General features: G+C 69.3%; 20 protein-coding genes and 1 tRNA gene. 11 read left to right on the top strand and 10 right to left on the bottom strand.

The features are described from left to right. Window positions 1-44 precede the first annotated feature (44 nt). From acs to AB0O76_RS21460, 5 genes are all read left to right on the top strand, one after another. A complete protein-coding gene (acs, locus tag AB0O76_RS21480; protein WP_365493457.1) occupies window positions 45-2,063 on the top strand; it encodes an acetate--CoA ligase in 2,019 nt (672 codons plus the stop codon). Between the two features lie 323 nt (window positions 2,064-2,386). Further along, window positions 2,387-3,784 (top strand): Na+/H+ antiporter NhaA, encoded by a 1,398-nt coding sequence (gene nhaA, locus AB0O76_RS21475; protein ID WP_365493454.1) that lies wholly within the window; start codon window positions 2,387-2,389, stop codon window positions 3,782-3,784. Window positions 3,785-3,927: 143 nt separating this feature from the next. Beyond that, the gene (locus AB0O76_RS21470; protein ID WP_365493451.1) at window positions 3,928-4,425 is read left to right on the top strand and encodes a phage holin family protein; all 498 of its coding nucleotides are present in this window, start codon (window positions 3,928-3,930) and stop codon (window positions 4,423-4,425) included. Then, window positions 4,422-5,372, top strand: coding sequence for an alpha/beta hydrolase (locus AB0O76_RS21465; protein ID WP_365493448.1), 951 nt, complete (start codon window positions 4,422-4,424; stop codon window positions 5,370-5,372). The genes AB0O76_RS21470 and AB0O76_RS21465 overlap by 4 nt, the downstream gene beginning before the upstream one ends. A gap of 117 nt (window positions 5,373-5,489) precedes the next feature. After that, a complete protein-coding gene (locus tag AB0O76_RS21460) occupies window positions 5,490-5,678 on the top strand; it encodes a hypothetical protein (protein WP_135333949.1) in 189 nt (62 codons plus the stop codon). A 71-nt stretch (window positions 5,679-5,749) separates the two neighbouring features. Here AB0O76_RS21460 and AB0O76_RS21455 read toward each other — a convergent pair whose 3' ends face one another. The 3 genes from AB0O76_RS21455 to nth are packed head-to-tail and all read right to left on the bottom strand — an operon-like array spanning window position 5,750 to window position 8,889. After that, window positions 5,750-6,952 (bottom strand): MarP family serine protease, encoded by a 1,203-nt coding sequence (locus tag AB0O76_RS21455; protein ID WP_365493445.1) that lies wholly within the window; start codon window positions 6,950-6,952, stop codon window positions 5,750-5,752. A gap of 49 nt (window positions 6,953-7,001) precedes the next feature. Continuing rightward, on the bottom strand, window positions 7,002-7,799 hold the full coding sequence (locus tag AB0O76_RS21450) for a CoA pyrophosphatase (protein ID WP_365493442.1): 798 nt from the start codon (window positions 7,797-7,799) through the stop codon (window positions 7,002-7,004). Window positions 7,800-7,854: 55 nt separating this feature from the next. Next, window positions 7,855-8,889 (bottom strand): endonuclease III, encoded by a 1,035-nt coding sequence (nth, locus tag AB0O76_RS21445; RefSeq protein ID WP_365493439.1) that lies wholly within the window; start codon window positions 8,887-8,889, stop codon window positions 7,855-7,857. A gap of 182 nt (window positions 8,890-9,071) precedes the next feature. On the opposite strand from nth, the gene AB0O76_RS21440 reads away from it, so the two are divergent. Beyond that, on the top strand, window positions 9,072-9,746 hold the full coding sequence (locus tag AB0O76_RS21440; RefSeq protein ID WP_016642758.1) for a Crp/Fnr family transcriptional regulator: 675 nt from the start codon (window positions 9,072-9,074) through the stop codon (window positions 9,744-9,746). Window positions 9,747-10,036: 290 nt separating this feature from the next. Here the strand turns inward: AB0O76_RS21440 and AB0O76_RS21435 are convergent, their stop codons facing one another. From AB0O76_RS21435 to AB0O76_RS21420, 4 genes are all read right to left on the bottom strand, one after another. Further along, window positions 10,037-10,867, bottom strand: a complete 831-nt coding sequence (locus AB0O76_RS21435) for an MBL fold metallo-hydrolase (protein ID WP_365493436.1) — start codon at window positions 10,865-10,867, stop codon at window positions 10,037-10,039. A gap of 78 nt (window positions 10,868-10,945) precedes the next feature. Next, window positions 10,946-11,812 carry an NUDIX hydrolase gene (locus AB0O76_RS21430; RefSeq protein ID WP_365493433.1) on the bottom strand — a complete coding sequence of 289 codons (867 nt, stop codon included), beginning with the start codon at window positions 11,810-11,812 and terminating at the stop codon, window positions 10,946-10,948. Between the two features lie 86 nt (window positions 11,813-11,898). Next, window positions 11,899-12,369: a RidA family protein gene (locus AB0O76_RS21425; protein ID WP_365493430.1), complete on the bottom strand. Its 471-nt coding sequence runs from the start codon at window positions 12,367-12,369 to the stop codon at window positions 11,899-11,901. Continuing rightward, window positions 12,366-12,527, bottom strand: a complete 162-nt coding sequence (locus AB0O76_RS21420; RefSeq protein ID WP_003975360.1) for a DUF4177 domain-containing protein — start codon at window positions 12,525-12,527, stop codon at window positions 12,366-12,368. Before AB0O76_RS21420 ends, AB0O76_RS21425 begins: the two co-directional genes overlap by 4 nt. A gap of 82 nt (window positions 12,528-12,609) precedes the next feature. Between AB0O76_RS21420 and AB0O76_RS21415 the strand changes: the two genes are divergently transcribed. Both AB0O76_RS21415 and AB0O76_RS21410 read left to right on the top strand, forming a co-directional pair. Further along, window positions 12,610-13,590 carry an ArsA-related P-loop ATPase gene (locus AB0O76_RS21415; protein ID WP_365493427.1) on the top strand — a complete coding sequence of 327 codons (981 nt, stop codon included), beginning with the start codon at window positions 12,610-12,612 and terminating at the stop codon, window positions 13,588-13,590. Continuing rightward, window positions 13,587-14,972 carry an ArsA family ATPase gene (locus AB0O76_RS21410; protein ID WP_365493424.1) on the top strand — a complete coding sequence of 462 codons (1,386 nt, stop codon included), beginning with the start codon at window positions 13,587-13,589 and terminating at the stop codon, window positions 14,970-14,972. Before AB0O76_RS21415 ends, AB0O76_RS21410 begins: the two co-directional genes overlap by 4 nt. A gap of 30 nt (window positions 14,973-15,002) precedes the next feature. On the opposite strand, the gene AB0O76_RS21405 is transcribed toward AB0O76_RS21410, so the two are convergent. Then, window positions 15,003-15,347, bottom strand: a complete 345-nt coding sequence (locus tag AB0O76_RS21405; RefSeq protein WP_167828965.1) for a WhiB family transcriptional regulator — start codon at window positions 15,345-15,347, stop codon at window positions 15,003-15,005. Window positions 15,348-15,883: 536 nt separating this feature from the next. On the opposite strand from AB0O76_RS21405, the gene AB0O76_RS21400 reads away from it, so the two are divergent. Next, on the top strand, window positions 15,884-18,139 hold the full coding sequence (locus tag AB0O76_RS21400) for a transglycosylase domain-containing protein (RefSeq protein ID WP_365493421.1): 2,256 nt from the start codon (window positions 15,884-15,886) through the stop codon (window positions 18,137-18,139). 107 nt (window positions 18,140-18,246) lie between these two features. Here AB0O76_RS21400 and AB0O76_RS21395 read toward each other — a convergent pair whose 3' ends face one another. Continuing rightward, a complete protein-coding gene (locus tag AB0O76_RS21395; protein WP_365493418.1) occupies window positions 18,247-18,711 on the bottom strand; it encodes a GatB/YqeY domain-containing protein in 465 nt (154 codons plus the stop codon). A 75-nt stretch (window positions 18,712-18,786) separates the two neighbouring features. On the opposite strand from AB0O76_RS21395, the gene AB0O76_RS21390 reads away from it, so the two are divergent. Beyond that, window positions 18,787-19,713: a metallophosphoesterase gene (locus tag AB0O76_RS21390; protein WP_365493415.1), complete on the top strand. Its 927-nt coding sequence runs from the start codon at window positions 18,787-18,789 to the stop codon at window positions 19,711-19,713. A 112-nt stretch (window positions 19,714-19,825) separates the two neighbouring features. After that, a tRNA-Pro gene (locus tag AB0O76_RS21385) sits at window positions 19,826-19,899 on the top strand. A 144-nt stretch (window positions 19,900-20,043) separates the two neighbouring features. Here the strand turns inward: AB0O76_RS21385 and AB0O76_RS21380 are convergent. Beyond that, window positions 20,044-20,514, bottom strand: coding sequence for a DUF5994 family protein (locus AB0O76_RS21380; protein WP_365493412.1), 471 nt, complete (start codon window positions 20,512-20,514; stop codon window positions 20,044-20,046). Between the last annotated feature and the right edge of the window lie 303 nt (window positions 20,515-20,817).

Genomic DNA, 20,817 nt, shown 5'->3' with positions numbered 1-20,817 from the left:
TTTTCGGCAGGCTCTTGTCACCAGGGGTATCCGTCTGATGAGCTGTGGCTTGGGACACAACGGACACCCTGGGAATGGGAGATGTCGTGAGCAACGAAAGCCTGGCCAACCTTCTTAAAGAAGAGCGAAGGTTCGCGCCGCCGGCCGACCTGGCGGCCAACGCCAACGTCACCGCGGAGGCGTATGAACAGGCCAAGGCTGACAGGCTCGGCTTCTGGGCCGAGCAGGCCCGCCGGCTGACCTGGGCCACCGAACCGACCGAGACGCTCGACTGGTCGAACCCGCCGTTCGCGAAGTGGTTCGCCGACGGCAAGCTCAACGTCGCGTACAACTGCGTGGACCGCCATGTGGAGGCCGGCAACGGCGACCGTGTGGCGATCCACTTCGAGGGTGAGCCCGGCGACAGCCGGGCCATCACCTATGCCGAGCTGAAGGACGAGGTCAGCCGGGCGGCCAACGCGCTGACCGAGCTGGGAGTTCGGCAGGGCGACCGCGTCGCCGTCTATCTGCCGATGATCCCCGAGGCCGTCGTGGCGATGCTGGCCTGTGCCCGCATCGGCGCCGCGCACTCCGTGGTCTTCGGCGGCTTCTCCGCGGACGCCATCGCCACGCGCGTGAAGGACGCCGACGCCAAGGTCGTCATCACCTCCGACGGCGGCTACCGCCGGGGCAAGCCAACCGCGCTCAAGCCCGCCGTCGACGACGCCGTCTCGCGCGAGGGAAGCTCCGTCGAGCACGTCCTCGTCGTACGCCGTACCGGCCAGTCCCTCGAAGAGGCAGGGGGTACGTGGACCGAGGGCCGCGACGTGTGGTGGCACGAGCTCACCGAGCGGCAGTCCACCGAACACACGCCGGAGGCCTTCGACGCGGAGAACCCGCTCTTCATCCTCTACACGTCGGGTACGACGGGTAAGCCGAAGGGCATCCTGCACACGTCGGGCGGTTACCTCACGCAGGCCGCGTACACCCACCACGCCGTCTTCGACCTCAAGCCGGAGACCGACGTCTACTGGTGCACGGCCGACATCGGCTGGGTCACCGGGCACTCGTACATCACGTACGGGCCGCTGGCCAACGGCGCGACGCAGGTCATGTACGAGGGCACGCCCGACACCCCGCACCAGGGGCGCTTCTGGGAGATCGTCCAGAAGTACGGCGTCACGATCCTCTACACGGCGCCGACGGCCATTCGTACGTTCATGAAGTGGGGCGACGACATCCCCGCGAAGTTCGACCTCAGCAGCCTGCGGGTGCTCGGGTCCGTGGGTGAACCGATCAACCCCGAGGCGTGGATCTGGTACCGGAGGAACATCGGCGCCGACACCTGCCCCATCGTGGACACCTGGTGGCAGACCGAGACCGGCGCGATGATGATCTCGCCGCTGCCGGGCGTCACCGAGACCAAGCCGGGCAGCGCCCAGCGCGCGCTGCCGGGCATCTCCGCCACCGTCGTCGACGACGAGGCACGGGAAGTTCCGAACGGCGGCGGTGGCTATCTCGTCCTGACCGAGCCGTGGCCGTCGATGCTGCGCACCATCTGGGGCGACGACCAGCGGTTCATCGACACCTACTGGTCGCGCTTCGAAGGCAAGTACTTCGCCGGTGACGGTGCCAAGAAGGACGAGGACGGCGACATCTGGCTGCTCGGCCGGGTGGACGACGTGATGCTCGTGTCCGGGCACAACATCTCCACCACCGAGGTCGAGTCGGCGCTCGTCTCGCACCCCTCCGTCGCCGAGGCGGCGGTCGTGGGCGCGGCGGACGAGACGACCGGTCAGGCCATCGTGGCCTTCGTGATCCTGCGGGGTTCCGCCGACGCGGAGGCCGAAGGGCTCGTCGCGGACCTTCGTCATCACGTGGGCGCGACGCTCGGCCCGATCGCCAAGCCGAAGCGGATCCTGCCGGTGGCGGAGCTGCCGAAGACGCGGTCCGGGAAGATCATGCGGCGGCTCCTTCGGGACGTCGCGGAGAACCGGGAGCTGGGTGACGTCACGACGTTGACCGACTCCTCGGTCATGGACCTGATCCAGACGAAGCTGCCGGCTGCGCCGAGCGAGGACTGAAACTTCGCTGACCTGCGGGAACTGGGCTGATCGGCTGCGGGTGCATCGGGCTGGTCGCGCCCACGCGGCGGAGCCGCACATGTCACAGCCCCGCGCCCCTTCGGGGCGCCACAGCTGGCGTACATGGGAGGGGCATCCGGCACGCGCCGGATGCCCCTCTCGCGCATAAGGTGAAGATCACCGGATACGTCCGGTCGCATGTTAGGTAAGCTAAGGATCGCGTCAACAACACGACAAGAAGACGCGACAAGAAATACCTAGGTGCGCCGGGAAGTCTGGTCGGCATGTGATTCGTCCTGCCTACCGACCGGAGGTCGACCCCCGTGGCCGCGCCAGCACCCAGCAACAATCGCAAGGTACTCGGACGGCTCTCGCTGCCCGAGCGGAACTTCGTCGCGAACGCGCTGCGTGCCGAGACCGTCGGCGGTGTCCTGCTCCTCGTCGCCGCCGTCACCGCGCTGATCTGGGCGAACACGGCCACGGCCTCGTACAGGTCGGTGAGCGGCTTCCACATAGGTCCGGGCTCGCTCGGCCTCGACCTCTCCATCCAGCACTGGGCCGCCGACGGACTGCTCGCCGTCTTCTTCTTCGTCGCCGGCATCGAGCTCAAGCGTGAGCTGGTCGCCGGCGATCTGCGCGACCCCAAGGCCGCCGCGCTGCCCGTCGTCGCGGCACTCTGCGGCATGGCCGCGCCCGCCCTCGTGTACTTCCTGACCAACACGGTCGGCGGCGGCTCCCTGGACGGCTGGGCGGTGCCGACCGCCACCGACATCGCCTTCGCGCTCGCGGTCCTCGCGGTCATCGGCACGTCCCTGCCGTCCGCGCTGCGCGCCTTCCTGCTCACGCTCGCCGTCGTCGACGACCTCTTCGCGATCCTGATCATCGCGGTCTTCTTCACCAGCGACATCAACTTCGCGGCGCTCGGCGGCGCGGTCGTCGGCCTCGCGGTCTTCTGGCTGCTGCTGCGCAAGGGCGTACGCGGCTGGTACATCTACGTTCCGCTGGCCCTGGTCATCTGGGGCCTGATGTACAACAGCGGCATCCACGCCACCATCGCCGGTGTCGCGATGGGCCTGATGCTGCGCTGCACCCGCCACGACGACGAGGAGCACTCGCCGGGCGAGCACATCGAGCACCTGGTGCGCCCGCTCTCCGCGGGCCTCGCCGTGCCGCTGTTCGCGCTGTTCAGCGCGGGTGTCGCGGTGTCGGGCGGCGCGCTCGGGGACGTATTCACCAAGCCGGAGACGCTCGGTGTGGTGCTCGGTCTCGTGGTCGGCAAGGCGGTCGGCATCTTCGGCGGCACCTGGCTGGCGGCACGTTTCACCAAGGCCGAGCTCAACGACGAACTGGCCTGGCCGGACGTCTTCGCGGTGGCCTCGCTCGCCGGGATCGGCTTCACCGTCTCGCTCCTGATCGGCGAACTCGCCTTCACCGAGGACCCGCTGCTCACCGACGAGATCAAGGCCGCCGTCCTGATCGGCTCGCTCATCGCGGCCGTGCTCTCCGCGATCCTGCTCAAGGTCCGCAACGCCAAGTACCGCGCGATGGTGGCCGACGAGGAGCGCGACGACGACCTCGACGGCATCCCCGACATCTACGAGCAGGACAAGCCCGAGTACCACCTGCGGATGGCCGCGATCTACGAGAAGAAGGCCGCCGAGCACCGCAGGCTTGCCGAAGTGTCGGGCGGGGCACGCGCCGATGACGAGGGTCCGGCATGATCTGAGCAGACTTATCTGCGCAGACTTGGCTGAGCCGACTTGGCTGAGCCGACTTGGCTGAGCAGTCGCATCTGAACTGTCGTAACTGAACAACAGACGTATCCGAGCAGGCTTATGCACGCTTACGGAAGAGGGAGTACGCGATGAGCGCACCCGACGGGCCCGTCGGCACCGAGCGCAGCCTCGGCCAGCTGGTCTCCACGGCGACCAGCGAGATGTCGGCGCTGGTGCACGACGAGATCGCGCTGGCCAAGGCGCAGCTGCGGCAGGACGTCAAGCGCGGTGCGATCGGCGGTGCCGCGTTCATCGCGGCGGTGACGGTGCTGATCTTCTCGCTGCCGATGCTGAGCTTCGCCCTCGCCTATGGCATCCGCACCTGGAGCGGCTGGAACATGGCGATCTGCTTCGTTCTGTCCTTCGCCGCGAATGTGCTGGTCGCGGGGCTCCTCGCGCTCATCGGCGTGATCTTCGCGAAGAAGGCCAAGAAGGGCAGGGGCCCGCAGAAGGCGGCCGCTTCGGCGAAGGAGACGGCTGCCGTACTGGGGAACGTCAAGCCGCACCCCCGCGCGGTGAGCCCCGTGGGTGCCGTCGTCGACCGTGTCGGTGAGAAGGCCCCGGCTGTGGCACGCTCGTCTTCATGACGGACCCCGCCCCTCTTTCGGCCCAGCCGCCCTCGCTCGTACGCGTCGAAGTCCCCGGCGGGAGAAAGGTGGCGCACCGGGATGTCGCCGCCAACGGCGCGCGCTTCCACATCGCCGAGATGGGCGAGGGGCCGCTCGTGCTGCTCCTGCACGGCTTTCCGCAGTTCTGGTGGACCTGGCGGCACCAGATGGTGGCGCTCGCCGACGCGGGCTTCCGTGCGGTCGCGATGGACCTGCGGGGCGTGGGCGGCAGCGACCGTACGCCGCGCGGCTACGACCCGGCGAACCTCGCGCTCGACATCACGGGCGTCGTCCGCTCCCTCGGTGAGCCGGACGCCGCGCTCGTCGGGCACGACCTGGGCGGATATCTGGCGTGGACGGCGGCCGTGATGCGGCCCAAGCTGGTGCGCCGCCTCGCCGTCTCCTCGATGCCGCATCCGCGGCGCTGGCGCTCGGCGATGCTGTCGGACCGCAAGCAGACCGCCGCCGGGTCGTACGTCTGGGGCTTCCAGCGGCCGTGGCTGCCGGAGCGTCAACTCGTCGCGGACGACGGGGCCCTGGTGGGTCGTCTGGTGCGGGACTGGTCGGGGCCGCACCTGCCGGACGACGAGACGGTCGCGACGTACCAGCGGGCCATGACCATCCCATCGACGGCGCACTGCTCGATCGAGCCGTACCGCTGGATGGTGCGCTCGATGGCCCGCCCCGACGGCATCCAGTTCAACCGCCGCATGAAGCGGCCGGTGCAGGTCCCCACGCTGCATCTGCACGGATCCCTGGACCCCGTGATGCGTACGAGGAGCGCGGCGGGCTCCGGCGAATACGTCGAAGCGCCGTACCGCTGGCGCCTGTTCGACGGCCTCGGCCACTTTCCTCACGAAGAGGACCCTGTTGCGTTCTCGACCGAGCTGGTCAACTGGTTGAAGGATCCCGAGCCGGATCGGTGAGCCTCACAAGGGTGGCGGCGAACATCCGTTCCTCGAACGGCCACTTGCCCCCCGCATAGGCCAATTGGGGCCCCTGGGCGCGGTTACCGACCTTGAGGCACGGGCACACGTCGGGGTATGGGCTGGACGCACGACTACAGTGACGCAGCACGCAACCGCCGCTCGGCCACAGCGCTGAACAGTCATGAGGGGGGCGGCCCGCACGATCCGGGCCATGAAGGCCCTGCTCAGGGCATCGGCATTCCACGCATCTTGCGCCGCAGGGCCCGCTGGGTCTCGGCGCGGCTGCGTCATACGCGCGACTGAGGCCGCGGACCAAGGCCCCATCGCGACCGAGGCCCCATGGCGAACCAAGACCCCACGGCGCCCCCGCCCGGCTAGAGCGCGCAGCCCTCGCTGTCGACCTCCTGGTTGGCGGTGCGGCCGGCCTCGATGTCCTCGCGGACCTCGTCGGCCGTGAGCGCGTAACCGGTGTCCGGATCGTCGAGGGACTTCGCGAACACCACGCCGTACACCTTGCCGTCCGGCGTGAGCAGCGGGCCGCCGGAGTTGCCCTGGCGGACGGTCGCGTACAGCGAGTACACATCGCGGCGCACGGTGCCCCGGTGGTAGATGTCCGGGCCGTTGGCCGTGATGCGGCCGCGCACGCGCGCGGGGCGCACGTCGTACGGACCGTTCTCCGGGAAGCCCGCGACGATCGCGTTGTCACCGCTGGCCGCGTCCTTGGACGTGAATTGCAGCGGGGGCGCCTGGAGGGTCGGCACGTCGAGGACGGCGATGTCGCGCTCCCAGTCGTAGAGCACGACCTTCGCGTCGTACGTCCTGCCGTCTCCGCCTATCTGCACCGTCGGCTCGTCCACGCCGCCCACCACGTGGGCGTTCGTCATCACGCGGCGGTCGGAGAAGACGAAGCCGGTGCCTTCAAGGACCTTGCCGCAGCCGCGGGCCTCGCCCTGCACCTTCACGATGGACTGCTTGGCCTTCGTCGCGACCGCGCTCTTGGCGAGCGCCGGGTCGGGGGCCTGCACCTCGGTGATGGGCTCGTTCGAGAACGGGCTGAAGACCTGCGGGAAGCCGTTGCGTGCGAGGACGGACGAGAAGTCCGCGAACCAGGTGTCTGCCTGGTTGGGCAGGGCGCGCGAGACGCCGAGCAGGATCTTGGAGTTACGGACTTCCTTGCCGAGCGTCGGCAGCGTCGTGCCCGCGAGGGCGGAGCCGATCAGCCAGGCGACGAGGAGCATCGCCACCACGTTGACCAGGGCGCCGCCCGTCGCGTCCAGGGCGCGGGCGGGCTGCCAGGTGATGTATCTGCGCAGCTTGTTGCCGAGGTGCGTGGTGAAGGCCTGGCCGATCGAGGCACAGACGATCACGATGACGACGGCGACGACGGCGGCCGTCGTGCCCACCGCCTGCTTGTCGTCCGTGAGGGCGCCCCAGATGATGGGCAGCAGGTACACCGCGACGAGGCCGCCGCCCAGGAAACCGATCACCGACAGGATGCCGACGACGAATCCCTGGCGATAGCCGACGACCGCGAACCACACGGCGGCGACCACCAACAGGATGTCCAGCACGTTCACCGATTCAATCCTCGCCTCGCATCGCGGTCGCCACGTCCCCGCAACCTTGTCATGCGCGCCAGTCGAGCGGGACCTGCTTCGTACGGTCCCAGGGGCGCTCCCAGCCCGCGAAGTGCAGGATCTTGTCGATCACCCCGGCCGTAAATCCCCAGACCAGAGCGGATTCGACGAGGAAGGCGGGGCCTTCGTGGCCGCGCGGATGAACGGCCGTCGCGCGGTTGTCGGGATCCGTGAGATCGGACACGGGAACCGTGAAGACGCGGGCCGTCTCGGCCGGATCGACCACACCTACGGGACTGGGTGAACGCCACCAACCCAGTACGGGCGTGACGACGAAATCGCTCACCGGGATGAAGAGGCGGGGCAGCACGCCGAAGAGCTGGACGCCCCTGGGGTCGAGCCCGGTCTCCTCCTCGGCCTCGCGCAGGGCGGCCCTCAGGGGGCCGTCCGTCTGCGGATCGCCGTCCTCGGGGTCGAGGGAGCCGCCCGGGAAGGACGGCTGGCCGGCGTGCGAGCGGAGGCTCCCGGAGCGCTCCATGAGGAGCAGCTCGGGGCCTTGGGCGCCCTCTCCGAAGAGGATCAGTACGGCGGACTGACGTCCGGCGCCGCTCTCCGGGGGCAGGAAGCGGCTGAGCTGGGTCGGCTTGACGGTCTCCGCGGCGCGGACGACGGGGGCCAGCCAGTCGGGGAGGCCTTCGGTGCTCAGGCGCACGTGGCCGTTGGGGCTGGTTGTGCGGTCGTGCTCGGCGGGGGTGCCCGCGTGGCCGTGCCCCTGGAAGCCGTTCCCGTTCGTCATGTGCGTATCGCTCGTGTCGGTTGTCTCGCCTGTATCGCTCGCGTGCGTCATCGGCACCCCCGTCCAACTGTGGACAACGCCCGTGGCCCCTCGGTTGGTTCCTCGCTCATGCCGCGCCCAGCGGGGGCGCCGCCTTTCCCGGGTAGTCCGGCGGGGGCTTGAGGCGCTGGCCCGGCAGGCCCCCCATCTCGTACTTGAGGAGCTTCTTCGCCTTCTCCGGGTCGGTCTCGCCCTCCCCGTACGACGGGCAGAGGTCGGCGATGGGGCAGGCGCCGCAGGCGGGCTTGCGGGCGTGGCAGATGCGGCGGCCGTGGAAGATCACGCGGTGCGAGAGCATCGTCCACTCGCTCTTCGGGAAGAGGTCGGCGATGGCGGCCTCGACCTTCTCCGGGTCCGTCTCCTCGGTCCACTTCCACCGGCGGACGAGCCGCCCGAAGTGGGTGTCCACGGTGATTCCGGGGACTCCGAAGGCGTTGCCGAGCACGACGAACGCGGTCTTGCGGCCTACGCCGGGCAGCTTGACCAGGTCCTCTATGCGGCCGGGGACCTCACCGCCGTGGTTGTCCCGCAGGGCCGCGGCAAGCCCCATGATCGACTTCGTCTTCGCCCGGAAGAACCCGGTCGGCCTGATCAGTTCCTCGACCTCTTCGGGGTTGGCCGCTGCCAGGTCCTCCGGGGTCGGGTACGCGGCGAAGAGGCGCGGTGTCGTCTGGTTCACCCGCAGGTCGGTGGTCTGCGCGGAGAGGACTGTGGCCACCAGGAGCTCGAAGGGGTTCTCGAAGTCCAGCTCGGGATGCGCGTACGAGTACACCTCGGCGAGCTCGCGGTTGATGCGGCGGGCGCGGCGGACGAGGGCGGTACGGGACTCGGGCTTGGCCTGTTTGGTGGGGGTGGCTTTCTTGATTGGGGTGGGCTTCTTGGTTGGGGTGGGCTTCTTGGTGGAGGTGGGCTTCTTCGCCGCCACCGTCGTCTTCTTTACCGCCGTCGTCTTCTTCGCCGAAGGCTTCCTCACCGGTGGCACCCTTGTCCCTTTTGTCGCATTCTCTGGCTCAGAGGAAGTCTGTTCGCCCACAGCGGAATCACGGCGTGCGGTCACCCTTCCAGCCCCCTTGGCCTGTGCTCTCACCGGCTTTTTGGACACCCGGCCAGCCTAGAGCCCGGCACTGACATCCGCCCCTGACCCCATGGATCGGCCCCCAATTGGCCCCCTCCTGCATGGCATGCGACACCAGTACGGCATCCTTGTGACAGATCACACTGTTTGGACCGTCCGGCAAAATGGGGAGCACGGTCCCCTGATGCAGGTCGACAAGGAGAGAACTCGTGGACGACGTTCTGCGGCGCGCCCCGCTCTTCGCGGCGCTCGATGACGAGCAGGCCGCGGAGCTCCGCGCCTCCATGAGTGAGGTGACGCTCGCGCGCGGAGATGCTCTGTTCCATGAGGGCGACCCCGGAGACCGCCTTTATGTGGTCACCGAGGGCAAGGTGAAGCTCCACCGGACCTCACCCGACGGGCGCGAGAACATGCTCGCGGTGCTCGGTCCCGGCGAGCTCATCGGTGAGCTCTCGCTGTTCGACCCGGGTCCGCGTACGGCAACCGCCTCCGCCCTCACCGAGGTCAAGCTGCTCGGCCTGGGGCACGGCGACCTCCAGCCGTGGCTGAACGCGCGGCCCGAGGTGGCCGCCGCGCTGCTGCGTGCCGTCGCCCGGCGCCTGCGCAAGACCAACGACCAGATGTCCGACCTGGTCTTCTCCGACGTGCCCGGGCGTGTGGCCCGCGCGCTCCTCGACCTGTCGCGCCGCTTCGGTGTGCAGTCCGAGGAGGGCATCCACGTCGTGCACGACCTCACGCAGGAAGAGCTGGCCCAGCTGGTCGGCGCCTCCCGCGAGACGGTCAACAAGGCGCTGGCGGACTTCGCCGGGCGCGGGTGGCTGCGGCTTGAGGCTCGCGCGGTGATTTTGCTGGATGTGGAGCGGTTGGCCAAGCGGTCACGCTGACGCCGGTGCGCTGACGCTTTGTCTTACGCGGATGGGGTTCTGTCTCTTTGAGGCCGGGCCCCATTTGTGCTTGCCGCACAGGCTTTTCCCGCCCACCCACCCGATTACCCGGCGTGGATTGGGTGGGTGGGGGGAAGGCCTGTGCGCGAAGCGTCCGGTGCGGGCGGGTGGGGGCGAAGCGCCCGTACGGGCGGCGGGGCGAAGGCTCCGGTGTGGGCGGCGGGGCGAAGCGTCCGGCGCGGGCGGGGCGCAAAGTGCCCGGCGCGGGCGGGGGCGAAGGGTCCTGGACCCTAGATGAGGCCGTGTTCCCGTAGGTAGTCCAGTTGTGCACGGACCGAGAGTTCCGCCGCCGGCCACAGGGAGCGGTCGACGTCCGCGTATACGTGGGCGACGACGTCCGCAGGCGCCACGTGACCGTTCTCGACCGCCGTCTCCACCTGGGCCAGGCGGGTCGCGCGGTGCGCGAGGTAGAACTCGACGGCGCCCTGCGCGTCGTCCAGGACCGGACCGTGGCCCGGCAGGACCGTGTGCACGCCGTCGTCGACCGTCAGCGACCTGAGGCGACGCAGCGAGTCCAGATAGTCCCCCAGGCGGCCGTCAGGGTGCGCCACGACCGTCGTACCGCGGCCCAGGACCGTATCCCCCGTCAGGACGGACTGATCGGCCGGGAGATGGAAGCACAGGGAGTCCGCGGTGTGGCCGGGCGTCGGCACGACGCGCAGCTCCAGGCCGCCCGTCGTGATCACGTCACCCGCGGCGAGTCCCTCGTCGCCGAGGCGCAGCGCCGGGTCGAGGGCCCGCACGTTGGTGCCGGTCAGCTCTGCGAAGCGTGCGGCGCCTTCCGCGTGGTCGGGGTGGCCGTGGGTGAGGAGGGTCAGGGCTACGCGCTGACCGGCCTTCTCGGCGGTGGCGATGACGTTCTGGAGGTGCGCGTCGTCCAGCGGGCCGGGGTCGATGACGACCGCGAGCCCGGAGTCGGGCTCCGAGACGATCCACGTGTTGGTGCCGTCGAGGGTCATCGCGGACGCGTTCGGCGCGAGCACATTGACGGCGCGGGCCGTTGCGCGACCGCTGAGAACTCCACCCCGGGGCTGTCCGGGAAGGGCGGCGGCTTCGGTCATGCGGGGTTACTCCCGTTCGGGTCGGGTGGGGTGACGGTGCGGGTGGCTGCGGGTGCCGTCACGGGCGAGCCCCGGGGGTCACTTGGGCTCGCCCGTAGGGATGTGTTTGGTGAACTCCTCGTGGCCCGGCCAGGTCAGGGTCAACTCGCCGTTCTGCAGGCGCGCTTGGGCCAGGACCGGGGTCAGGTCGCGCTCCGGGGCGGCAGTCAAGGCGTCCGCCGCGGTCGCGTACGGGCTCAGCTGGCGCAGGGTCGCGATGGTCGGCGGCATCATCAGGAGCTCGCCCTTGTCGTACCCCTCCGTGGCCTTCCCGGGAGCGATCCACACCGTACGGTCCGCCTCCGTAGAGGCGTTGCGCGTGCGCTGCCCCTCCGGAAGCACCGCCACGAAGAAGAACGTGTCGTACCGCTTCGGCTCGAACTCCGGAGTGATCCACCGCGCCCAGGCGCCAAGCAGGTCACTACGGAGGACCAGGCCCCGGCGATCCAGAAACTCCGCGAAGGACAGCTCGCGGGCCACCAGCGCCTCGCGGGCCGCCTCCCAGTCGTCGCCCGTGGTGTCGCCGACGACGGTCGAGGGGGAGGGGCCCGCCAGCAGCACGCCCGCCTCCTCGTACGTCTCGCGGACGGCGGCGCACACGATCGCCTGTGCGCCCGGCTCGTCCACGCCGAGCCGCGCCGCCCACGTCGCGAGGGAGGGGCCCGCCCAGCGCACCAGGTGGTCGTCGTCGCGCGGGTCCACACCGCCGCCCGGATACGCGTACGCGCCTCCGGCGAAGGCCATGGAGGCGCGTCTGCGCAGCATGTGTACGGCGGGGCCCGCCGTGGAGTCCCGGAGGAGCATGACCGTGGCGGCCCGGCGCGGAGTCACCGGCGTCAGTTCGCCGCTGCTCAGCGCCCGGATGCGGTCGGGCCACTCCGGGGGATACCACTGCCCATTAGCCATGGGCGGAGGCTATCCCCTGGCGGGCTGATGTTCGAGAGGCAACTATCGGCTGCTCCAGGGGCGCTCAGAACACCCCCGCGCAGCCCTCACGCCTCGGTCAGTTCCACCTGGATCTCGACCTCGACCGGCGCGTCCAGCGGCAGGACCGCCACGCCCACGGCGCTGCGGGCGTGCACGCCCTTGTCGCCGAGTACCTCGCCGAGCAGCTCGCTCGAGCCGTTGATCACTCCGGGCTGGCCCGTGAAGTCGGGGGCCGAAGCGACAAAGCCGACGACCTTCACGACGCGTGCCACCCGGTCCAGGTCGCCGACGAGGGACTTCACCGCGGCGAGCGCGTTCAGGGCGCAGGTGCGGGCCAGGTCCTTGGCCTCCTCCGGGGTCACCTCGGCGCCGACCTTGCCGGTCACCGGAAGCTTGCCCTCCACCATCGGGAGCTGCCCCGAGGTGTAGACGTACACACCGGACTGGACGGCCGGCTGGTAGGTCGCCAGCGGCGGCACGACCTCCGGCAGGGTCAGTCCGAGCTCGGCAAGGCGAGCATCGACGACGCCGCTCATGCCTGCTTCTCCCGCTTCAGGTAGGCCACGAGCTGCTCAGGGTTGTTCGGCCCGGGCACGACCTGGACGAGCTCCCAGCCGTCCTCGCCCCAGGTGTCCAGAATCTGCTTCGTGGCATGGACGAGCAGCGGCACGGTTGCGTATTCCCACTTGGTCATATGGCCGACTGTAGCCGCTGTGAGGCGCTGCTCACGGTGGCCTCCTGCGTAGTCCGGACGGCGACTGGTTAGGCTCACAAGTGTGAGCAGGCTCCAGGTCGTCAGCGGCAAGGGTGGTACCGGCAAGACCACGGTGGCCGCCGCCCTAGCGCTCGCCCTCGCGACGGAGGGCAAGCGCACCCTCCTCGTGGAGGTCGAGGGCAGACAGGGCATCGCGCAGCTCTTCGAGACCGAAGCGTTGCCCTACGAGGAGCGGAAGATCGCCGTCGCTCCGGGGGGCGGGGAGGTGTACGCCCTCGCCATCGACCCCGAGCTCGCGCTGCTCGACTACCTCCAGATGTTCTACAAGCTGGGGGGCGCAGGACGCGCGCTCAAGAAGCTCGGCGCCATCGACTTCGCCACCACCATCGCGCCGGGCCTGCGGGACGTCCTGCTCACCGGCAAGGCCTGCGAGGCCGTACGCCGCAAGGAGAAGAGCGGGCGTTTCACGTACGACTGTGTGGTGATGGACGCCCCGCCGACCGGGCGCATCACGCGCTTCCTCAACGTGAACGACGAGGTGGCGGGGCTCGCCAAGATCGGGCCGATACACAATCAGGCGCAGGCCGTGATGCGCGTCCTCAAGTCCCCTGAGACGGCTGTGCACTTGGTGACCCTGCTTGAGGAGATGCCCGTCCAGGAGACCGCGGACGGGATCGCGGAGCTGCGAGCGGCCCAACTGCCCGTGGGACGGGTCGTCGTGAACATGGTGCGGCCCGCCCTGCTCGACGAGGCCTCGCTCGAACTGGGCCTCGAGCAGACCCCGCGGACGGCCATCGCCAAGTCCCTGTCGGCCGTGGGCCTCGGCGGCGCCCGGCGCGGCGGCAACGCGGAGCGGCTCGTCGACCCGCTCCTGGAGCAGGCCGCCGAGTACGCCGAGCGGTACGCCCTGGAGCGCGACCAGCGGGCCGTGCTCGGCGATCTCGGCCTGCCCTCGCACGAACTCCCGCTGCTCGCAGGGGGGATGGACCTGGCGGGGCTCTACGACCTCGCGACGGAACTGCGGAAGCAAGGGATCGCATGACGACGCCCGACCCGGCACGCACGCCCGACCCGGCACGCACCGACCCCGTACGCCCCCTCGACCCGGCCCGCATCCTCGACGTGGACGGGCTGCTCGACGACCCGAAGACCCGCATCGTCGTGTGCTGCGGCTCCGGAGGCGTCGGCAAGACGACGACGGCGGCCGCGCTCGGCCTGCGCGCCGCGGAGCGGGGCCGCAAGGTCGTCGTCCTCACCATCGACCCGGCGCGCAGGCTCGCCCAGTCCATGGGGATCGACTCGCTCGACAACGTCCCGCGGCGGGTCAAGGCCGTCGACGGGGACGGCGAGCTGCACGCCATGATGCTCGACATGAAGCGCACCTTCGACGAGATCGTCGAGGCGCACGCGGACAAGGAGCGGGCGAGCGCGATCCTCAACAATCCCTTTTACCAGTCGCTTTCAGCGGGCTTCGCGGGCACGCAGGAGTACATGGCGATGGAGAAGCTGGGGCAGCTGCGCTCCCGCGACGAGTGGGATCTGATCGTCGTCGACACCCCGCCCTCGCGCTCGGCCCTCGACTTCCTCGACGCTCCCAAGCGCCTCGGTTCGTTCCTGGACGGGAAGCTGATCCGGCTGCTCATGGCCCCCGCGAAGGTGGGCGGCCGGGCCGGGATGAAGTTCCTGAACGTGGGGATGTCGATGATGACGGGGGCCCTGGGCAAGCTGCTCGGCGGTCAACTGCTGCGTGACGTGCAGACGTTCGTGGCCGCGATGGACACCATGTTCGGCGGTTTCCGCACCCGCGCGGACGCCACGTACCGGCTGCTTCAGGCGCCCGGCACGGCGTTTCTCGTGGTGGCGTCGCCGGAGCGGGACGCGCTGCGTGAGGCGGCGTACTTCGTGGAGCGCCTGGCCGCCGACGACATGCCGCTCGCCGGGCTCGTACTGAACCGGGTGCACAGCAGCGGCGCCGCCCGGCTTTCGGCCGAGCGGGCGCTTGCCGCCGCAGAGGATCTCGCGCTTGCCGCCACGGAAAATCTTGATGAGAGCCGCATTGTGGATCAGGGGGACGGGAAGGTTGGAGGGCGTAGCTCCCACGAGGCTCTCGCCGACTCCCCCGAGACTCCCGAGACTCCCAAGACTTCCAAGACTTCTGAAAGCTCCGAGAACCCCGCACCTTCTGAACTTCATGACTCGTCCGTCGAGCAGTTGACCGCCGGTCTGCTGCGGCTGCACGCCGAACGTATGCAGTTGCTCGCGCGCGAACAGCGCACACGCGACCGTTTCACCGCGCTCCACCCCGAGGTGGCCGTGGCCGAAGTGACCGCTCTGCCGGGCGATGTGCATGACCTGGCAGGCCTTCGGGCCATCGGGGACCGGCTCGCGACCGGTGCTGATGGTGATCCGGCCGGAGCTGCCTGAGCAGCGGGTCTGTCCCACCGCCGCGGTGGGTTACCCCACCGCCGCGTAGCTCTCGTACGTCTCGTCGTCCTCCAAGTCCACGGGCAGCAGGCCCGCGCCGCGCTCGTACTCGGAGCGCGCCGTCTCAAGCAGCCGGCGCCATGAGGTGACGGTGGGACGCCTGCGCAGCAGTGCGCGGCGCTCCCGCTCCGTCATGCCACCCCACACGCCGAACTCGACGCGGTTGTCCAGCGCGTCGGCCAGGCACTCGGTCCGCACCGGGCAGCCGGTGCACACCGCCTTGGCCCTGTTCTGCGCTGCTCCTTGAACGAACAGTTCATCTGGATCGGTAGTGCGGCAGGCCGCCTGCGCACTCCAGTCGGTTACCCAGCCCATACCGGCGCCGTCCTCTCCCGAATCGAGGCTCCCCCACGGCGGCAGCGGCATATTCACCGCCGCCAGTTGAGGACGTTACGGAAGGTGGCGACAGCGCAACACCCCCTTCGGGCCCAATCTTGAATGGCCCGAACGGACTATGCGTAAGCGGCAGATCACCCGACGGAGTGAGCTGGCGACATGCGTGAGGAACCCGGCATAGGCGGGCATTTCAGTTGAGTCACAACGGGCACCGGATGGCGCATAAGGCGAATTCGGACACTCCCTCAAGCTCTCCAGGAGCCGGAGGTGCCCCCTCGTCAGATTCGGGGATGACGGAGGGGTTGTTGCTGAACCGCACTGCTGTGACAGTTGAGAGCAGCTTAGGCCAAGGCATTGAGGCCTGTCCGGCGAATCAGAACGTGGGCACGAGAGCGGTCCGTTCGCGGTGCGGCAGGAGTAGCGATGCAGCCCCGGATGTCACGATCCAGCACTCGAACATCCCGAGGAACACCCGCTCCCTCGGAACGCCCTTGACTACGGATTAGGCTGCCCTCATGGGAAAGAAGCGCTCGGGCGGTGGTCTGTCACCAACTCAGCAGGCAGCGAAGTTCCTAGGTGTCAGTGTCCTCGCGGGAGCGGTGCTGGCCGGTATCGCCCTGCCCGCGGCCGGAGCGCTGGGCCTCGCGGCGAAGGGGTCGGTGGAGGGGTTCGACGAGATCCCGGCCAACCTGAAGCAGCCGCCGCTGAGTCAGCGCACCACGATCCTGGACGCCAAGGGCGGTGCGATCGCGACGGTCTACTCACGTGACCGCACCGTGGTGCCGCTCAAGGAGATCTCGCCGTACATGCAGAAGGCGATCGTCGCGATCGAGGACGCCCGCTTCTATGAGCACGGCGCGGTCGACGCGAAGGGCATCCTGCGCGCGCTGAACCAGAACGCGCAGAGCGGCGGCGTCTCCCAGGGCGCGTCCACGCTCACCCAGCAGTACGTGAAGAACGTCTTCGTGGAGGAGGCCGGCGACGACCCGACGAAGGTCGCCGAGGCCACCCAGCAGACCCTCGGGCGCAAGATCCGCGAGCTGAAGTACGCGATCCAGATCGAGGACAAGCTCGGCAAGAAGCGCATCCTCAGCAACTACCTGAACATCACGTACTTCGGGCAGCAGGCATACGGAGTCGAGGCGGCATCCCAGCGCTACTTCTCCAAGCCCGCCAAGGACCTGAAGGTCGAGGAAGCCGCACTGCTCGCCGGCATCGTGCAGTCCCCCAGCCGGTACGACCCGGTCAACGACACGCAGGAAGCCACCAAGCGCCGCAATGTCGTCATCCAGCGGATGGCGGAGACGCACGACATCACGCAGGCGGAGGCCGAGGCGGCGAAGAAGAAGCCGCTCGGTCTGAAGGTGAGCAAGCCGAAGAACGGCTGCATCACGGCGGTCAGCGGCGCCGGGTTCTTCTGTGACTACGTACGCGAGGTCTTCCTCTCCGACCCGGTCTTCGGCAAGACGAAGGAGGACCGGGCCAAGGTCTGGAACCAGGGCGGGCTGCAGATCAAGACGACGCTCGACCCGCAGTCACAGCAGTCCGTGCAGGCCTCGATAAAGGATCACGTCAACCAGACCGACGACGTGGCGACGGCGGCCACCATCGTCGAGCCGGGCACCGGCAAGATCCTGGGCATGGGCCAGTCCCGTCCGTACGGCTTCAAGAAGGACGAGACGACGATCAACCTCTCCGTAGACGACGCCATGGGCGGCGGCGCGGGCTACCAGCCGGGTTCGACTTTCAAACCCATCGTCGCGGCGGCCGCCCTCGAAGGCGGCATGCCTCCTACGAAGAGCTACGGCTCGCCGTACGAAATGCCGTACCCGGAGCGTGTCGCGGCGTGCGACGGCAAGGAGTGGGTGAACTCCGGCGGCGCGAAGCTCACCAATGAGAACGAGTCCGAGGTCGGCCCCTACGCCATGAAGGAAGCGACCGCGAAGTCGGTCAACACCTACTACGTGGAGATGATCGGCGACATCGGGATCTGCCCGGTGACGAAGATGGCCAAGAAGATGGGCGCCGAGCGGGCCGACGGCAACAAGATGATGCAGGCGCCGTCGATCGCGCTCGGGACCCAGGAGATGTCGCCGCTGACGATGGCAGGCGCGTACGCGACGTTCGCCTCGCGCGGCACGTACTGCACGCCCATCGCCATCGAGTCGATCTCCGCTCCGGGCGGCAAGTCGCTGCCGGTGCCGAAGTCGTCGTGCTCGCGCGCGATGTCGCAGAAGACCGCCGACACGATCAACACGCTCCTGAAGGGCGTGGTCGAGGACGGCACGGGCCAGCAGGCGGGCCTCGGCTCCCGCCCGAGCGCGGGCAAGACGGGTACGACCGACTTCCGCTACGCCGCCTGGTTCGTCGGCTACACGCCGAACATGTCGGGCGCTGTCTGGGTCGGCGACCCGCAGCACAAGCGGCAGATGGTCGACATCACCATCGGCGGTGTCCCGTACGACAAGGTCTTCGGTGGCGAGGTGCCGGGCCCGATCTGGCGCGACGCGATGAGCGGCGCCCTCGCGGGCAAGCCCGCGCCGGGCTTCAACACCATCCACATCCCGGACGGCGACAAAGACAAGCACAAGGACAGGCCCCACGACGACAACAAGCCCGGCGGCGGTAACGGCGGTGGCGGCAACGACGGCGGAGGGGGCGACGGCGGCGGCGATCCGTGGCCGGACATCTCCCTGCCGCCGGATGTCATCGGCGGCGGTGGGAACGGTGGGAACGGCAATGGGGGCGGGATCGGCGGCTGGGGCCGGTAGCTCCTCGCTTTAGTACGTGAATGAGGGCGCTCCCTGAGGTCAGGAGGCGCCCTCATTCACGTACGCGATCCGTCTTTGCTCAGTCGGCGAGACTGAACCGTCTGTGCTCAGCCGGCGAGCAGCTTCTTGACCACGGCGGCGACGCGGCCGCCCTCGGCGAGGCCCGCGACCTTCGGGTTCACGATCTTCATGACCTGGCCCATGGCGCGCGGCCCCTCGGCGCCGGCGGCCTTGGCCTCCTCGACGGCCTGGGCGACGATCGTCTGGAGCTCGTCCTCGGAGAGCTGCTTCGGCAGGTACTCGGCGAGGATCTCGCCCTCCGCCTTCTCCTTCGCGGCCTGCTCGGCGCGGCCGCCGTCGGCGAAGGCCTCCGCGGCCTCGCGGCGCTTCTTCGCCTCCCGGGCGATCACCTTCTGCACCTCGTCGTCGGAGAGCTCGCGGGCCGTCTTGCCCGAGACCTCCTCCTTCGTGATCGCCGTGAGGGTCAGCCGGAGCGTCGAGGAGCGCAGCTCGTCACGCCCCCTGATCGCGGCGGTGAGGTCTTCCTGGAGCTTCGACTTGAGCTTGGTCATGCGGTGATTGTCGCAGGTGTGTACGGCCCGACGCCCGCTGATTTACCGGGGCTTCGGGTCTGACACGATGGAAGTATGCGCGCGCGATACGCAGTACCCCTGGGCATCACGGCGACGGCCGCGGCAGGTCTCGCCTACTCGGTGGGCTTCGAGGCCCGCTCCTTCCGCCTGAGGCGGGTGACCGTCCCCGTCCTCCCGTCGGGGATGCGCCCTCTGCGGGTCCTCCAGGTGTCGGACATCCACATGGTGTCGGGTCAGCGCAAGAAGCAGCGCTGGCTGCGCTCGCTCGCCGGGCTCCGCCCCGACTTCGTGATCAACACGGGCGACAACCTCTCCGACCCCGAGGGCGTCCCGGAGACCCTTGACGCGCTCGGCCCGCTGATGCGGTTCCCCGGGGCGTACGTCTTCGGCTCGAACGACTACTACGGCCCGAAGCCGCGCAACCCCGCCCGCTACCTGGTCGAGAAGGTGCAGGGCAAGCACGGCCTGAACGGCAACGCACCGGCCGTCGGCGTGATCCACAACCCGTGGGAGGACCTGCGCGACGGCTTCGACGCGGCGGGCTGGGTGAATCTCACCAACACCCGGGGCGCGCTGAAGATCGAGGGCTACGAGATCGGCCTCACCGGCCTGGACGACCCGCACATCAAGCGCGACCGGTACGCGCGCGTGGCGGGCGGTCCGGACGCCGGGGCCGACTTCTCGATGGGCATCGTGCACGCTCCGTACCTGCGCACGCTGGACTCCTTCACCGCGGACGGCTACCCCCTGATCCTGGCGGGCCACACCCACGGCGGCCAGCTCTGCATCCCCTTCTACGGGGCGCTGGTCACCAACTGTGACCTGGACACGGACCGAGTGAAGGGCCTGTCGTCGCACGAGGCGGAGGGCCACAAGTCCTACCTCCACGTCTCGGCGGGCTGCGGCGCCAACCGCTACACCCCGATGCGCTTCGCCTGCCCCCCGGAGGCCACCCTCCTGACCCTGACGCCGAGGCCCTGAGGGCTCTGCGGGCACAGGTCCAGAAAACCGGATTTCGTCTCCGGCCGCCGGTCCGCTAAAGTAATCGATGTCGCCACGGCCTGCAGCAATGCGGGACGCGGAGCAACGACATCGGGGTGTAGCGCAGCTTGGCAGCGCGCTTCGTTCGGGACGAAGAGGTCGTGGGTTCAAATCCCGCCACCCCGACAGAGAAACGCCAGGTCAGGCCCGGTACTGAGAGATCAGGACCGGGCCTGACCTGTGTTGCGGGCCCATTTGGGGAGCCGTTTGGGAGCCAACTTCAAGATCCGGCTCCCGGGGAGCCGCGGAGAGACGCCCTCCGGACGTCCCTCAAGTGGAAGTAATCCCGGTGGCCGACAGGATCTCCGCGGCCGATGCGCTGTTGCCGTCCTGCACGGCCCTGGCCATGGCGGCACGTGCGGCGGAGGCGTCGGTCTGCGGCGGGAGCAGGAGGAAGGAGAAGATGTCTTGCCGCCCGCGGGTGATGAGCATCGTGCTGTCGTCGACGGCGGACCAGTCGATGCGGACCATGTGACCGTCGACGATCACGTGGCGTGTGTGCACGTCCCAGGCGCTTGCGTCCAGGCCGATACGGGCGAGGGGGCCGAGGCGCTCGGTGAGCGCACGTATCAGGTCGGGCAGCTGGGTTTCGAGGTTCCGGGACCGCGGCCACCACGCACCGTCGAAGGTCCCGTCACGGCGGGGCGTCATCTGCATCCTCAGTACGGCCGCGCCGGGCGCCACGAGATGGGTCTGCGTGTCTGCCAGCAGCTTCGCGGAGGACTCGGAATCATCGGTCATGGCGCACCGCCGACCGAGGGCGTGACTGTAGTCGGCGGTCCCGCGCGACGGCCTGCCAAGCCGCCTTCCGCACGTGGCCGTTGGCGGGCGCCTTCTTGAGGTGGGGTGTGTTCGTGTCCATGGCGTGACCTCGCCTCGTGCGGGCCCGGTCTGACAGCTCGCCGAGAGCGGCACGGGGTCCGGGCCCGTGCGCGCGGAGAACACGGGTGTCCGGGCCCGTGCGCGCGGAGAACTCGGCACTTCGAGCCTACTCCCGACCGCTGTCCGTCCGGACGGGTGCGGCCCGCTCAGCAAGCGGTGGCC

The organism is Streptomyces sp. NPDC086554 (genome assembly GCF_040686095.1).
In the GTDB taxonomy this organism is placed as follows: Bacteria; Actinomycetota; Actinomycetes; order Streptomycetales; family Streptomycetaceae; genus Streptomyces.
Note: the sequence above shows the minus strand (reverse complement) of the source record. Positions and strands in the feature narration are given on the sequence as shown.